This is a genomic window from Nocardia sp. FBN12 (assembly GCF_050320175.1).
Taxonomy (GTDB): Bacteria; Actinomycetota; Actinomycetes; order Mycobacteriales; family Mycobacteriaceae; genus Nocardia.
Genome location: NZ_CP190048.1, coordinates 2,643,974 through 2,657,363, shown reverse-complemented (window position 1 = coordinate 2,657,363; position 13,390 = coordinate 2,643,974). Strand labels below are relative to the sequence as shown.

10 protein-coding genes and 1 pseudogene are annotated in these 13,390 nt (G+C 65.9%); 9 read left to right on the top strand and 2 right to left on the bottom strand.

Annotated elements, in window-relative coordinates:
• Positions 1–5: 5 nt before the first annotated feature.
• Complete coding sequence (locus tag ACQHI0_RS12870) at positions 6–1,256, bottom strand: NAD(P)/FAD-dependent oxidoreductase (RefSeq protein ID WP_427908165.1); 1,251 nt, start codon at positions 1,254–1,256, stop codon at positions 6–8.
• Between the two features lie 1,004 nt (positions 1,257–2,260).
• Positions 2,261–2,902, bottom strand: coding sequence for a TetR/AcrR family transcriptional regulator (locus ACQHI0_RS12865; protein ID WP_427908164.1), 642 nt, complete (start codon positions 2,900–2,902; stop codon positions 2,261–2,263).
• A gap of 215 nt (positions 2,903–3,117) precedes the next feature.
• Here ACQHI0_RS12865 and ACQHI0_RS12860 point away from each other — a divergent pair, with 215 nt between their 5' ends.
• The 9 genes and pseudogenes from ACQHI0_RS12860 to ACQHI0_RS12820 all read left to right on the top strand — a co-directional run bounded on the left by ACQHI0_RS12860 (position 3,118) and on the right by ACQHI0_RS12820 (position 13,326).
• A complete protein-coding gene (locus ACQHI0_RS12860) occupies positions 3,118–3,987 on the top strand; it encodes an enoyl-CoA hydratase (protein WP_427908163.1) in 870 nt (289 codons plus the stop codon).
• Between the two features lie 31 nt (positions 3,988–4,018).
• Positions 4,019–4,201 (top strand): annotated as a pseudogene (locus ACQHI0_RS12855) (biotin/lipoyl-containing protein); the annotation flags it as partial.
• Between the two features lie 13 nt (positions 4,202–4,214).
• The gene (locus ACQHI0_RS12850; protein WP_427908162.1) at positions 4,215–5,096 is read left to right on the top strand and encodes an SDR family oxidoreductase; all 882 of its coding nucleotides are present in this window, start codon (positions 4,215–4,217) and stop codon (positions 5,094–5,096) included.
• On the top strand, positions 5,093–6,019 hold the full coding sequence (locus ACQHI0_RS12845) for an enoyl-CoA hydratase-related protein (protein ID WP_427908161.1): 927 nt from the start codon (positions 5,093–5,095) through the stop codon (positions 6,017–6,019). Before ACQHI0_RS12850 ends, ACQHI0_RS12845 begins: the two co-directional genes overlap by 4 nt.
• A 265-nt stretch (positions 6,020–6,284) precedes the next feature.
• The gene (locus ACQHI0_RS12840; protein WP_427908160.1) at positions 6,285–7,433 is read left to right on the top strand and encodes an acyl-CoA dehydrogenase family protein; all 1,149 of its coding nucleotides are present in this window, start codon (positions 6,285–6,287) and stop codon (positions 7,431–7,433) included.
• Positions 7,434–7,629: 196 nt separating this feature from the next.
• Positions 7,630–9,243, top strand: coding sequence for an AMP-binding protein (locus ACQHI0_RS12835; protein ID WP_427908159.1), 1,614 nt, complete (start codon positions 7,630–7,632; stop codon positions 9,241–9,243).
• 429 nt (positions 9,244–9,672) lie between these two features.
• Positions 9,673–10,953, top strand: coding sequence for an MFS transporter (locus tag ACQHI0_RS12830; RefSeq protein ID WP_427908158.1), 1,281 nt, complete (start codon positions 9,673–9,675; stop codon positions 10,951–10,953).
• A 17-nt stretch (positions 10,954–10,970) separates the two neighbouring features.
• Complete coding sequence (locus ACQHI0_RS12825) at positions 10,971–12,041, top strand: CaiB/BaiF CoA transferase family protein (RefSeq protein ID WP_427908157.1); 1,071 nt, start codon at positions 10,971–10,973, stop codon at positions 12,039–12,041.
• A gap of 91 nt (positions 12,042–12,132) precedes the next feature.
• Positions 12,133–13,326, top strand: coding sequence for a lipid-transfer protein (locus ACQHI0_RS12820; RefSeq protein WP_427908156.1), 1,194 nt, complete (start codon positions 12,133–12,135; stop codon positions 13,324–13,326).
• Positions 13,327–13,390 lie beyond the last annotated feature (64 nt).

Genomic DNA, 13,390 nt, shown 5'->3' with positions numbered 1-13,390 from the left:
CATCTTCAACGAAGCGGACTCAGTGCCGCGAGCTCGGCTGGCGCACGGCCCGAAACGATCTGCTGGGTCAGCAGCTTGCCGGTCAGAGGCCCGTGCGCGATCCCCCACATCCCGTGTCCGCCGCAGACGAACACACGCTCGGATTCGGTTCGTCCTACCAGCGGCAACCCGTCCACTGTGCACGGCCGGGAACCAACCCACTCGTCGCTGCGGCGCGACCAGTCGACCTCGTCGAGCATCGGAGTGGCCGCGGCGACGAGCGCGTCAATACTCCGGCGATTCAACGGCCGATCCGGTGCTGCGAACTCCATGATCCCGGAGACCCTCACTCGGCCGTCGAGTGGCGTGAGCACTACCTTCTGACCCGGCAGGTAGGTCGGGGCGGAGGGCAACCCCTCGGTGGGCATGCTGAAGCTGTACCCGCGCCCGGCCTGCACCGGAGTCCGGACACCGAATTTGCGGGCCAGCGGGGAGATCCAACCACCGGCAGCAAGGACCGCGACGTCGGCGGTCTCGGTGGTGCCGTCGGCGAAGTCGACCCGCACGCCGTCACTGGTGTCGTCGATGCCGGTCACGGCCTGGCCTTCGATCACCCTCCCGCCTGCCTCCACCACAGCCTTGTGTAGCGATGCCAGGAAGCGCGGGGGATCGATCGAACGCTGCCCGCGAAGAAGAATTCCCGCGCCGACACGCCCGCTCAGCGCCGGCTCCCGAGTACGTGTTGCCTCACCATCCAGCAGGTCGAAATCGACTGTCATTCCGCCGCTGCGGATGTGGTCGATCTCGGAGAGCATCGACTCACGCTGGCTTTCACCGGCGAATGCGATGAGGAACGGATCGTCCTGCCATGTCGTATTGGCCACCCCGCCGTGCGCCATCAGGTCATACACTTCCAGAGCCTGCTGATTGAGGACCGTCAACGCCTGCAGGGCTACCTGCCATCGGCGGTGAGTGCAGTTCCTGATAAAACGTCCGAGAAACCGTGCGAGAGCTGGATCGGCGGAAAGAGGCACTCGGACAGGAGAGGTCGAGGAGAAGGCTTTCAGGCCGACGTGCAATGCCGACGGCTCGGGCAGCGGCACCGCAAGGGCCGGAGAGAGCCACCCAGCATTCCCCCACGAGGCGCCGGCGGCGACGTGACGACGGTCCACGACCGTGACCTTCACACCCTCCTGCAGCAAGAACCACGCGGTCGATAGGCCGGCTACCCCGGCTCCGACCACGACCGCGGTACGCGGCGAGACAGTAGTGGACATGTGAAGGTTCTCCTCATCTGAGTTCTAACCAGAGCCGACCGAAGGACCTTTCGGCGCTGGCTGGATCTAATGCACCGCTCATCGTCCTGAAACCGGAGCTAAATGCGGAATAGGTCAGGTGTTTGTCAGGAAAGACGAATCTCTGGCGAATATCCGAACCCGCGTGATCGCCGAGCGAGCACCGCGCTCGGGCCGTAGCGCAGGATCGATGGCTCCGACGACGAGGGCGCGATGAATCCGCGTTACCCAACGACGCTCCGTGCCGGCCGATTCTCGTCCGCGCACTTCCACCTCGACGCCATACTCCTGCATGACAAGGCGCACGACAGTCCCACCATGCCCACACCCACCACCACATCCGTTCAGGTGCCATCGCGCTGGTCCGTTCCACCGCTCGCCCATGGCCGTGAACTCTAGGCGCGACATGACCTTCGTTGTTTGTCGGTGAGCGAGAATTCTCAAGCAAGACTTCGTCCTGCAGTACAAAACTGTCATCGCATCCAGATAGCGTTGGGTTCGGGTAACCTCAATGGCCACGACCGTAAGCGTGCACTTGTGGGAGGACGGCTCGTGCAAGTCGTTTACGATGATCGAGATGCGATATGCGTGGTGCCCACGCAGTACTCGGCATAGGAACGGAAGGCGGCGTGCGAGCGCAGTCATCTCGTACTCAGCGCGGGTGCAAGTTCTACGTTGAGCCACCCGGCGCCCAAGGTCCGGTTCTCGATCAGCAGCGCCGCTCGAACGGCCGTGTGGCGCGGGTGATTTCCAGCGCACCCCGGCCGCCCGTGCTGGCCCGGAGCGTCCAGCACGCCTTGTAATCGCTCATTGGTCGATTCGTCGGTGGGCGCAGTCTTGACTGCCGCGCCCGCTTCGGCCAGCTCGAGCGCGGCGGCGCGGCCGATGCGCGCAGATATGCACTCGGGCCCGACCTGATCGTATGTCGCCTCGCACAGGCGTGCCGGCCAGGTCGCTACGACAAGCGATCTCCGGCAGCGCTCGCGTCATCTGCCGAGGACTCCGGCCTCGACGAACCGGCTGAGCTCCTCCACGTACTCGCTCCACCGGTGATCGGCGCCGTCGGCGAACCGGGGCTGTTCGAGCCGGGAGACGGCGGCGTCGATGAACTCCACGACCAAACCCGGGTCGACCTGCCGGAAACGTCCCTGACGCATCCCCTCGACCAGGATCTGGTGGATCATGGACGCGCCGTAGCGCCTGTGCGCGAGAATGAGTTCGATCATCTCCGGCAGGGCCCGTGCGTCGTGCCGGAACTGTGCGCTGGTGGCCTGCATCGCGGTCGCCTCCAACGTCAGTACGAGGTGCAGGCGGGCCAGCGGGTCGTCATGGTCGGCCAGCTCCTCGCGCACGCGCCTCCCCAGCCGTCGCATGCGCCGGTCGACGACGACCAGCAGCAAGTCGTACCGGGTGGGGGCGATCGCGTAAAACGCGCGCAGCGAACACCTCAACTGTCGCGCCAGGTCGGCGAGAGTGAAGGCCGCGAAGCCCTCGGTGACGATCAACTTCTCGAGATCGTCGAGCAACGTCCGGGAACGGGTGGTCAGCGCCTCGGCGGGTGGTCCCAGCCGTGGGGGTGGGCTGGGAGGCAGCTGCGTCAATGCTCCGGTCGGTGCCGCTTTCGTCATGTCGTTCTCCTGTGGTGGCTGCTGCCCGTGCGCCAGGTCCTCGGGTCCGTGCGTCGTCCCGGTCGGGCCCGGGGACGCTTGACAGTGGTACGCAACAAAGGTATATCTTATCGCTACAACGGTAATCAAAGGCGGTGAATCTTACCGTTATTCGGGTAAGAAACTGAGGCAAAGCTTACCGTTCTAGAAGATGGCAACCACAGGTCGGAGGGCCGATGTCGAGTCGAAAGACGAAACCCGATTATGAGCGTATCCGGTACGAGATGGCCGCTACTGGGGTGGCGCGGGTGACGCTGGCGCGTGAGGAAAAGCGCAACGCGCAGGATTTCCAAATGCTCTACGAGCTCGATTCCGCGCTCAAGGCGGCCATGCTGGACGACGCCGTCAAGGTCGTCATCGTGGCCGCCGACGGGCCGGACTTCTCGTCCGGGCACGATCTCGCGAGCTGCGCGTCGATCACGGATTTCGATACCGTCACGGCGACGGGAGGATTCGAGCAACCCGGCGCGCACGGTCACATGGCGACTGAGGAAGACGCCTATCTCGGTCTGTGCTGGCGGTGGCGCAACCTCCCGAAGCCGACAATCGTCCAGGTCCAGGGCCGCGTCATCGCAGGCGGCCTGATGCTGGTCTGGCCGTTCGACCTGATCGTGGCCAGCGAGGACGCGTCATTCTCCGACCCGACTGTCGCCTTCGGGGTCAACGGACACGAGTTCTTCGTCCACGCATGGGAACTCGGGGCCCGCAAGGCAAAGGAGATGCTGTTCCGGAGCAGCTACATCACCGCCCAGGAGGCCGCTGACGTCGGCATGGTGAATCACGTCGTGCCGCGCGACGACCTGGAAAGTTTCACACGCGGCATCGCCGAGGAGATCGCCCAGCGCCCCACGATGGGGTTGAAGCTCGCCAAGCAGGCCGTGAACAACAGCCTGGACGCCCAGGGCCAGTGGAACGCGCTGCAGTCAGCGTTCGCGCTCCACCAGATCGGTCACTCCCATGCGCGACTGATCCACGACGGGAGCTTGCTCGACCCGGACGGCGCAGCGGTTATCCGGGACCTGGCGAAGCGGATGCCGTCGCCGTGACAACGGAGGCGGCTCCAGCGTCGGGGCGTACGTCGAGAAGGCCGAGCAGTTCCTCGTCTTCGAGGCGATGAAGATGCTGGTACCGACTCCCGCACCGGCGGCCGGACAGGTCCGGGAGCTGAAGGTGACCGAAGGGTCCGCCCTCCGGTTCACCGACTCCGTGCTCGCCATCAACGTCGAGGCCCCGCCGGCGCCCGACGCGGCAGACATCTGATCAGGAGGACAACGTGGATTCACTCGAAGGCCGCACCGCATTTATCACCGGAGGTGCGCACGGCATCGGACGGGCGGTCGCGGCATCTTTGGCCCGCCGTGGGGTGTCTGTGGCGGTGGCCGACATCGACGAGACCGCGGTGTGCCAGGCCGCCGACGAGTTGTCGACGATGACGAGCGCTCGCCCGTTCGTGCTCGACGTTCGTGACCGGGCCGCCTACGCGACCGTGGCCGACGCCGTCGAGGAGTCGCTCGGTCCGGTGTCGATCCTGGTCAACAACGCTGGGATCATCGACTCGGTCTCACCCTCGCGGATGGACCACACCATGTGGGACCACGTCATGGGAATCAACGCGGGCGGGGTATACAACGGCATTCAGGCGTTCGTGCCCCGGATGATCCGACGCCGCACCGGCGGTCATGTCGTCAACACCGCCTCGGCGGCAGGCCTGTTCGTCGGCAGCTCGCCGCTGTACATGTCCGGCTTCCTTTACCACGCCTCGAAGTACGCCGTTGTCGGGCTGAGCGAATCGCTGCGGGTCGAGCTCGCGCACCACGGCATCGGTGTGAGTGTGCTCTGCCCCGGTCCGGTGGCCACCGACATCGTGAAGAACGCGCAACGGGCGCACCCCACGGAGGCACCGCAGCACTCGACGAAGATCGCGTCCATACTCGACGCGGCCCACGACTCGCTCCGCGAGCGGGGCGTCGCCCCCGGCGTCGTCGGCGATCTGGTCGTGGACGCGATCGTCCACGACCGCCCCTACATCTTGACCGCCCCTGAGATGGGCCAACAGATCCGCGAACGCACCGAGTCCCTGCTCGCGGCCGTTCCGTCCGATCCGCTCGTCGAGGGATCGGCCGATATGTTCGGCACGGGCGGAACGCGCCGATGACCACCGGCCGCCCTGGTTTCGGGGCCGCGAGCAGCACCGGCATCGCTCTCGAGGGCATCGACGGCGTCGCGGTCGTGACGCTCGACCGCCCGGAGCGGCGCAACGCCGTGGACCGCGCAATGGTGCATGCGCTGATCGCCGCCATCGACCGGGCCGAAGCCGACGCGGAACTCGGCGCGATCGTCATCACCGGAGCCGGCCAGAGCTTCTGCGCCGGTGCCGACCTCTCGGCCGGTGTTCGAACCTTCGCCGACGACCTGCCCGACGCCACCGCGGAGGACTTCCGGGACTTCGCGGGCCAGGCCACCCTGCGCCTGTTCGAGTGCACCAAACCCGTGATCGGGGCCATCAACGGTGCCGCCGTCGGATTCGGGGCGAGCCTGGCCTGCGCCATGGACATCCGCCTCGCTGCCGACACCGCGACGTTCGGGTTCGCCTTCGCCCGCCGCGGCATGGTCCCCGAGGGAGCCTCGGGATGGTTCCTGCCCCGCCTGGTCGGGCCCGGTCGAGCCCTGGAGTGGACGCTGACCGGCCGGCTCGTCGGCGCCGCCGAGGCGCGCGACGCCGGCTTGGTCAACGCCATCCACCCGGCCGCCGACGTCGTCACGGCCGCGATCGACCTGGCTGGAGAGATTACCCGCAACAGCGCGCCGGTCTCCCTGGCGATCTCCCGCGAGCTGCTCTGGAAGGGCCTCGTCGCCGACCACCCCCGCCAGGTCCATGAGGCCGACTCCCGCGCCACGTTCGAACGCGGCCGCAGCCCCGACGCCGCCGAGGGCATCGACTCCTTCTTGCAGAAGCGAGTCCCACACTTCCCGCAGACCCTCGACGAGCTACCGCCGCTGCATTGGCCCGACGACTGCGCCGTCCACGACCCCGCGCTTCGGGCGGGGCCGCACCGTAGAGAGATGGATGCCACGTGACCGAAATGCTTTCCCTCAACGAAACTGTGCCCCTGTGCGCCCAGTACGAGCCGGAGCGGACCTTCGTCCGGGAGGTGGCCGGCCGGTCGCTCAGTCTCGGACCTGCGACGCGGAGGCGAGTGACTGGGCCGAGGTGTTCGGCGGACCGCGACGAGCCGCTGCGTGAGGACGCCGACACGGTCCGTCGCTCGGCGATACGTGCCGAGGTCCTCGATCGGATTCGCACCGGGGCCAGGAACAGTGCCGTTGCTGGGACTGAGGCGTCATGAGCGGCGTAGCCACCCGGCCGGCTTGGTCGGACGACGAAGGCGAACTGCTGCGCGAGGTCGCTGCGGAGTTCTTGCGCCGAGAAGCCGTCCCACAGCTGGAGAAGTGGGCCGGGCAGGGGCATGTCGACCTGGAGTTCTGGGCGCGAGCCGGTGAGCTGGGCCTGTTGTGCGCCTCCATCCCCCAGGAGTACGGCGGGGGAGGCGGATCGATCGCTCACGACATCGTCGTGCTGGAGGAGATCGGCCGTGCCGGGGCGCAGTGCTTCGGCAACATCGTGCACAGCGGGATCGTGGCCCATTATCTGCTCTCGTTGGGCACCGAGCAGCAGAAGCGTCAGTGGCTGCCCCGTTTAGCCGCAGGCACCACCATCGGTTCGCTGGCGATGTCGGAGCCCGGTGCCGGATCGGACGTGGCCGCCATGCAGGCGCGGGCTGTTCGCGACGGCGACGAGTTCGTCCTTTCCGGGTCGAAGACTTTCATCACCAACGGCGGAACCTGCGGCTTGGTCATTGTCGCCGCGAAGACCGATCCGTCCGCCGGATCGAAGGGAATATCGCTGCTGCTGGTCGATGCCGACTCGCCCGGGTTCCGGCGCGGCCGTGTCCTCGACAAGATCGGTCTGAAGGGGCAGGACACCGCAGAGCTGTTCTTCGACGAGGTCCGCGTTCCGGCCGATCAGCTGCTCGGCCGAGAGAACCAGGGGTTCGCGCACCTGATGGCCAACCTGCGCCAGGAGCGGCTGCTCATGGCGGTCGAAGCGACCGTTCAGACCGAACGTGCTGTGGCTCTCGGAATCGACTACACGAAACAACGCCACGCGTTCGGTGCACCGCTGCGCGCACTGCAACACGTCCGATTCGAACTCGCCGATTGCGCCACCCAGGCGACCGTCAACCGCACGTTCGTCGACGACTGCATCGTTCGACTCCAGCGCGGTGAGCTCGATGACAGCCGCGCGGCGATGGCGAAGTACTGGAGCACCGACACCCAAGGGCGCGTCATCGACCGGATACTCCAGCTGTTCGGCGGCTACGGCTACATGCGGGAGTATCCGATCGCGCAGCTGTACACCGATTCCCGTGTCACCCGAATCGCCGGCGGCGCAAACGAGATCATGCGAGAGATCATCGCTCGGTCGTTGTGATCGCGACAAATTAAGTGAATAACACAAGAACTCGTACCGAGTTCAGCTAGTTGAAGCGCCTATCTAGGAGGCACCCTTTGCAGAGATCACATGAAGTCTCGCTCGAAGTTTTCGGCCCGCGTGGCAATTTTCCGTTCCGTGCCTTGGTTCGTTCGGCGGTGGTCCCGCTGGACGCCACATGGACGGAGGCGTGAGCATGGGTTCGAAAGAAATCTGTCTGCCGTCGTTCCATCCGTTTCTGGGCTTCGATATGTGGCGCCTGCTCTCCGATCGAGCCACCGCGCATCCCGATCGCACCTTCCTCACCTGGCATCCCTTCGACGGCGAGCCGGACTCGTGGACCTATGCGGAGTTCCATGACGAGTCCCTGAGGGTCGCGGCAGGACTCGTGCAGGCTGGAGTTCACTCAGGAGACCGCGTCCTGATCCACCTGGAGAACTGCCCACAGTTCCTTCTGGCCTGGTTCGGTTGCGCCGCGCTGCATGCCGTTGCGGTCACCACGAACGCGCGGTCGTCGCAAGACGAGCTGGCGTACTACATCGCAGACAGCGGTGCAGTGGGCGCGATCACGCAGCCGTCGTTCGAGCAGCTCGTCACTGCGGCCGGAACCAGCCTCTCCTGGGTTACCGTCATCGACCCGGGCTCGCCGCACGCGCCCATTTTCGGCGGATCCGCTGACCTCGAGGCGGTGCGCCTACCGTCCGCGGACCCTGCAGCCGCGCTGAGCATCCAGTACACCTCTGGCACGACCGCCCGGCCCAAAGGCGTGCTCTGGACGCATGCGAATGGATTGTGGGCCGCCCGGACCAACGCCGTCCACGAGGGACTTCGATCGGACGACGTCCACCTGGCCTATATGCCGTTGTTCCACGTCAATGCCTTGGGCTACTCGGTCCTGCCGAGCCTGTGGGTCGGCGCCCGGTTCGTCCTCGCCCCCAAGTGGTCCACCTCCCGGTTCTGGGACATCGCGGTGCAACATGGGTGCACCTGGCTGTCCCTGATGCCACTGTCCACGCGCGCAGTCCTGGCGAGCCAGCCCCCCGATGAACACTCCCTGCGTGTCATGGCGGGACCCACCGGCCCTGTCTTCAAGGAAAGGTTCGGGGTCGAGTCGATAGGCTGGTGGGGGATGACCGAGACTGTCAGTCACGGCACCGTCTCCGCCGGGCACGACGATGCGCCGAGCAGTATCGGTCGGGTTGCCCCCGAGTACGACATCAAGGTCGTGGACGGGGACGGAACGCCCATCGGCGCGGGTCAGACCGGTGCCCTGTTCATCCGAGGTGTTCGTGGGCTGTCGATATTCGCCGAGTACTGGAATAACCCCGAAGCCACGAGCGACAGTTTCGACGACGAGGGCTGGTTCGCGACCGGAGATCTGGTCAGGCTCAATGCCGACGGCACCTTCTCCTTCATGGACCGGGCCAAGGACATGCTGCGAGTCGGCGGCGAGAACGTCGCAGCCTCCGAGATCGAGCGAGTCATCCTCGATGTCCTAGGGCTCGGCGAGGCCGCGGTCGTCGGCAGGCCTGACGAGAAGCTCGACGAGGTACCAGTGGCCTTCGTCTGTGTCGAGAATCCAGACTCGGGCCTGGCCGATCGGGTCATGGACGCCTGCCGAAACAGGCTGGCCGACTTCAAGGTTCCACGCGAGGTCTACGTCGTCGGCGCTTTGCCACACGCGACGCTCAACAAGATCCACAAGGTCGAGTTGCGTGCCGCGGTTGTCGCCGGTCACGAATCACTCCTCGACGCAGAAAGGCGATGGATCGCCGCTGCCGCTGCTGACTCGACGACTGCTGTCCAGTAGATAGTGGTAGGCCTCGCTAGGCGGAGACCTTGACAGGATCGCTGCTCTCCTCGCCCGCCGCGTCCGAGACGTTCATCTCCAACGGGGCATAGCGCGGATCTGGTGATCGTGTTGGCCGAGAACGGGTTTCATGCGCGGACGGATCCTGGCGAGGTCGGTCAGCGCGGCGCCGACACCTCTGGAGCTGTTCTTCGACTGTGCCCGCGTGCCCCGCGACAACATCCTCGGTGGCGAGCTCGGCCGAGGGTTTCGGTCGGCAGACGAGGCAGCTGGTGAAGAACCTGAACAGCGATTTCGTGCTCGCCGAGGCGGCCATAACTGCACACAATCTCCAGGTTTTTCCTCGATTCCTGCATCGAGAGAATTCGTGCGGAGGAGCTTGACCCGCCGTGATGACACGACATATTCGATAGGACAGCTAGGACAGTCATGAGTAATGGAGAACAAAGAGTTACCGACGGTTCAACCGGGATCAAGTGGGGAATTCTCGCCGTCGTGTTCTTGGCGGTGTTGTGTGATGGCTTCGATACCGCAGCGCTTGCAGCGTCAGTGCCGGCGATGGCGCGCGACTGGGGTGTTCCGGTGGGCGATTTCACCTTTCCGTTGGCGCTGAGCAACCTGGGCGTCGTTGTGGGGTATGTGACGGCCGGCTGGATGGGAGTCGCACTCGGACGAAAACGACTGTTGATCGGCAGTGTGGCCGCCTGCTCGATCCTGACGGTCCTCAGCGCCGTCGTCCTGCCGCTCGAGTCGATTGCGCTGTTCTCGGTGGTCCGCCTGGCGGCTGGAGTCTCGATCGGTATGTTGCTGCCGGTAGCGGTGTCGGTCAGTAGTGACATGGTGCCGGAACGTTACCGGCAACGTGTCTCGGTGGGTGTCACGCTCGGTTTGCCTGTCGGGCTGATCGTCGGGGGCTTTGTCGGCGGTCCGCTGCTGGACCTGTTCGGCAGCGGCGGCATCTTCTGGGCAGGGGGCATTGCTGCTATTCCTCTCCTCGTCGCAATGGCCGTAGTCTTGGAGGAACCTCCCACTGTCGGCACAAAGGCCGAGGCCAAAAAGGCGGCCGGTGTGGCCCGGCTCTTCGACCCCGGACTTCGTGTGAACACCGGTCTGCTGTGGGTGTTCGCGTTCCTGGCGTTCATCGGCGCCTATACGCTTTCTGCGTGGGTGCCGACGCTGCTGCTGGACTATGGATTCAGCGCTAATGAAGCGCCGATCGGATTGTCGGTTATCAGTTTCGGCGGCGTATTGGGAATTCTGCTGGCGATTCCGTTGACCGCACGGGTGGGGATCTCCGCTGTTATGGCAGTGACGACCGCCCTCGGAGTCGTCGCCATGGGCCTCTTCGGCCTGACTTCGTTCGGGTCTTGGGGTGTCCTGCTGCTGCTGGGCTGTGCAGGCGCCGGAACCATGGCCAGCCAAATGGGCGTGCTCACCATGGCGGTAGCGCTCTATCCCGTCGGCACGCGCACTACAGGCGTGGGTATGGCCGTGGCAATCGGCCGGATCGGCACGATCGTCGGTCCTGCCGTCGCGGGGGCGCTCATCGCCCAGGGAATGGGAGCCAGCACCATCATCGTGCTCGCTGCGGTCCCGGTGGCCTTGGCGTGCGCGGCGGCGATCACGCTGGCATTGCGCGACCGTCGCAAGGCCGACGACGACCGGATACCCCCGGTGCTCGGTCCTGCCGACCGGAGCCCAGTGCTGTGATCACGCAGGAGACAAGCATGCGATACGGCCCCCTGGCAGGCCTTCGGGTCCTCGAGCTCGCAAGCATCGGCCCTGGGCCGCTCGCCTGCATGATCCTGGCCGACTTGGGAGCGGACGTGATCCGTGTCGAGCGGCACGGCACAGTCGGCGGCGCGGGCGACCACACGCTGCGCAACCGCCGCATCATCACCGCTGACCTGAAGGACCCCTCCGGGGTCGCGCGGATCCTTGACCTCATCGCCGATGCGGATGTGCTTGTAGAGGGCTTTCGCCCGGGCGTCACCGAGCGCCTGGGACTAGGGCCACAGGAATGCCTAGCCCGCAACCCCCGTCTGGTGTACGGCCGGATGACCGGTTGGGGACAGGATGGTGCGCTGGCGGCATCCGCCGGCCACGATATCAACTACATCTCGCTGACCGGCATCCTGGAGAACATCGGCAGACCGGGCGAGCGCCCGGTGCCGCCCCTGAACTTGGTGGGCGACTACGGCGGCGGCTCGATGTTCCTGATCACTGGTGTCCTGGCCGCCCTGTTCGAGCGACAGACCTCGGGCCGGGGTCAAGTCGTCGACGCCGCCATGTGTGACGGAGCCAGCGTCCTATCGCAGCCGATGTGGTCGCTGCGTGGTGCCGGTCAGTGGTCGGAGCATCGCGGGCACAACCTTCTCGACGGCTCGAAACCGTACTACGACACCTACGAATGCGGCGATGGGCGCAGCGTGGCCGTTGGCTGCGTCGAACCCCAGTTCTTCGCAGAGGCCGTGCGGTTGCTCGGGCTCGACGCCACCGCCCTGCCCGACCAGCACGATGAGGCCCGTGCGGAGGAGCTGCGCGAGGCGTTCGCCACGGCGTTCAGATCCCGGACCATGTCGGAGTGGGCGAAGATCTTCGACGGCAGTGATGCCTGTGTGACACCGGTACTGACCTATTCCGAGGCCCTCGTGCACCCACATATGCGCGGCCGAGAGGTGCACACGCGAATCAACGGCATCGACCAGCCGAGGCCTGCACCGCGGTTCTCCCGCACCACTTGGAGTGAACCCACCGCCGCTGTCCAGGTCGCGGACGCGGCCTGGCTCCCGGTCTGAGCCCAGCCGCTGCTCCAGTCCGGCCGATCCGTGTCCCCGAAAACGAGTAGTCCCGACAGCATCCACCGAAGTGGTCACAAAGGAGAAGACAATGACTGACAACGCCGTGGTGGCAGGGGTCGGCATGATCCCGTTCAGCAAGCCTGGCCGGAGCGAGAACTACGACTTGATGGGAGCCGAGGCCGCCCGTCGAGCACTGACGGATGCGGGGGTCGGGTACGACGCCGTGCAACAGGCCTATGTCGGATATGTGTACGGCGACTCCACGTCCGGGCAAAAGGCGCTCTACCACCTGGGTCAGACCGGCATTCCCGTGATCAATGTCAACAACAACTGCTCGACCGGCTCCTCGGCGCTGTTCCTGGCTCGCCAGGCCGTTGAATCGGGCGCGGCCGACGTGGTGTTGGCGCTCGGGTTCGAGCAGATGATCCCCGGGGCCATCCAACACCAGTTCACGGACCGACCCGGTGCTCTGGAGAGGTTCGACCAGGTCCGCGACCAGGTCCGGGGTATCCCCGATGAAGGTGTGCCGAATGCCGCGACGTTCTTCGGCGCGGCCGGCCAGCAGTACATCGAGGAAACCGGTATGGATCCGTCGGTGCTCGCCCACATCACGGTCAAGTCCCGGCGGCACGCCGCCAACAACCCCTACGCGGTGTTCCGCGACCCGCTCTCGGTCGAGCAGGTCATGGCCTCGAGGCACATCTACGGTCCGCTGACCCTGTTCCAGTGCTGCCCCCCCACGTGTGGGGCCGCGGCAGCAGTGGTCGTGTCCCCGCGGTACGCCAGACGCCACGGCCTGCGGGACGACGTCGTCATCGCCGCTCAGGCCATGACGACGGACTACGCGAGCACCTTCGGCGAAGACATGACTCGGCTCGTCGGCTATGACATGTCGAAAGAGGCGGCCGCCCGAGTCTACGAGACGAGCGGGATCGGCCCCGAGGACGTGCGTGTCGTCGAGCTGCATGACTGCTTCACAACCAACGAGCTGCTCACCTACGAGGCGCTCGGGCTGACCCCAGTGGGTACTGCGGACAAGTTCATCCTCGACGGCGAGAACACCTACGGCGGCCGAGTGGTGACCAACCCCTCCGGCGGGCTGATATCCAAAGGACACCCGCTGGGCGCGACGGGGCTGGCGCAGTGCGCCGAGCTGGTCTGGCAGCTGCGGGGCCAGGCCGAGGGACGCCAGGTCGAAGGCCGGATCGATGCGGCCCTGCAGCACAATCTCGGGCTCGGTGGCGCCTGCGTCGTGACGATGTACCAGAAGGTCGGGGTCTGACCTGGGCCGAATCCGGACCTCGTAGAGATATCGCCTGCCGGTGGTTCGCTGCTGGTCACCCGCC

Excerpts from the sequence above, each read along its gene's own strand:
- ACQHI0_RS12870 (WP_427908165.1), bottom strand. The coding sequence starts at position 1,256 with ATGTCCACTACTGTCTCGCCGCGTACCGCGGTCGTGGTCGGAGCCGGG.
- ACQHI0_RS12865 (WP_427908164.1), bottom strand. The coding sequence starts at position 2,902 with ATGACGAAAGCGGCACCGACCGGAGCATTGACGCAGCTGCCTCCCAGC.
- ACQHI0_RS12860 (WP_427908163.1), top strand. The coding sequence starts at position 3,118 with ATGTCGAGTCGAAAGACGAAACCCGATTATGAGCGTATCCGGTACGAG.
- ACQHI0_RS12845 (WP_427908161.1), top strand. The coding sequence starts at position 5,093 with ATGACCACCGGCCGCCCTGGTTTCGGGGCCGCGAGCAGCACCGGCATC.
- ACQHI0_RS12840 (WP_427908160.1), top strand. The coding sequence starts at position 6,285 with ATGAGCGGCGTAGCCACCCGGCCGGCTTGGTCGGACGACGAAGGCGAA.
- ACQHI0_RS12835 (WP_427908159.1), top strand. The coding sequence starts at position 7,630 with ATGGGTTCGAAAGAAATCTGTCTGCCGTCGTTCCATCCGTTTCTGGGC.
- ACQHI0_RS12830 (WP_427908158.1), top strand. The coding sequence starts at position 9,673 with ATGAGTAATGGAGAACAAAGAGTTACCGACGGTTCAACCGGGATCAAG.
- ACQHI0_RS12825 (WP_427908157.1), top strand. The coding sequence starts at position 10,971 with ATGCGATACGGCCCCCTGGCAGGCCTTCGGGTCCTCGAGCTCGCAAGC.
- ACQHI0_RS12820 (WP_427908156.1), top strand. The coding sequence starts at position 12,133 with ATGACTGACAACGCCGTGGTGGCAGGGGTCGGCATGATCCCGTTCAGC.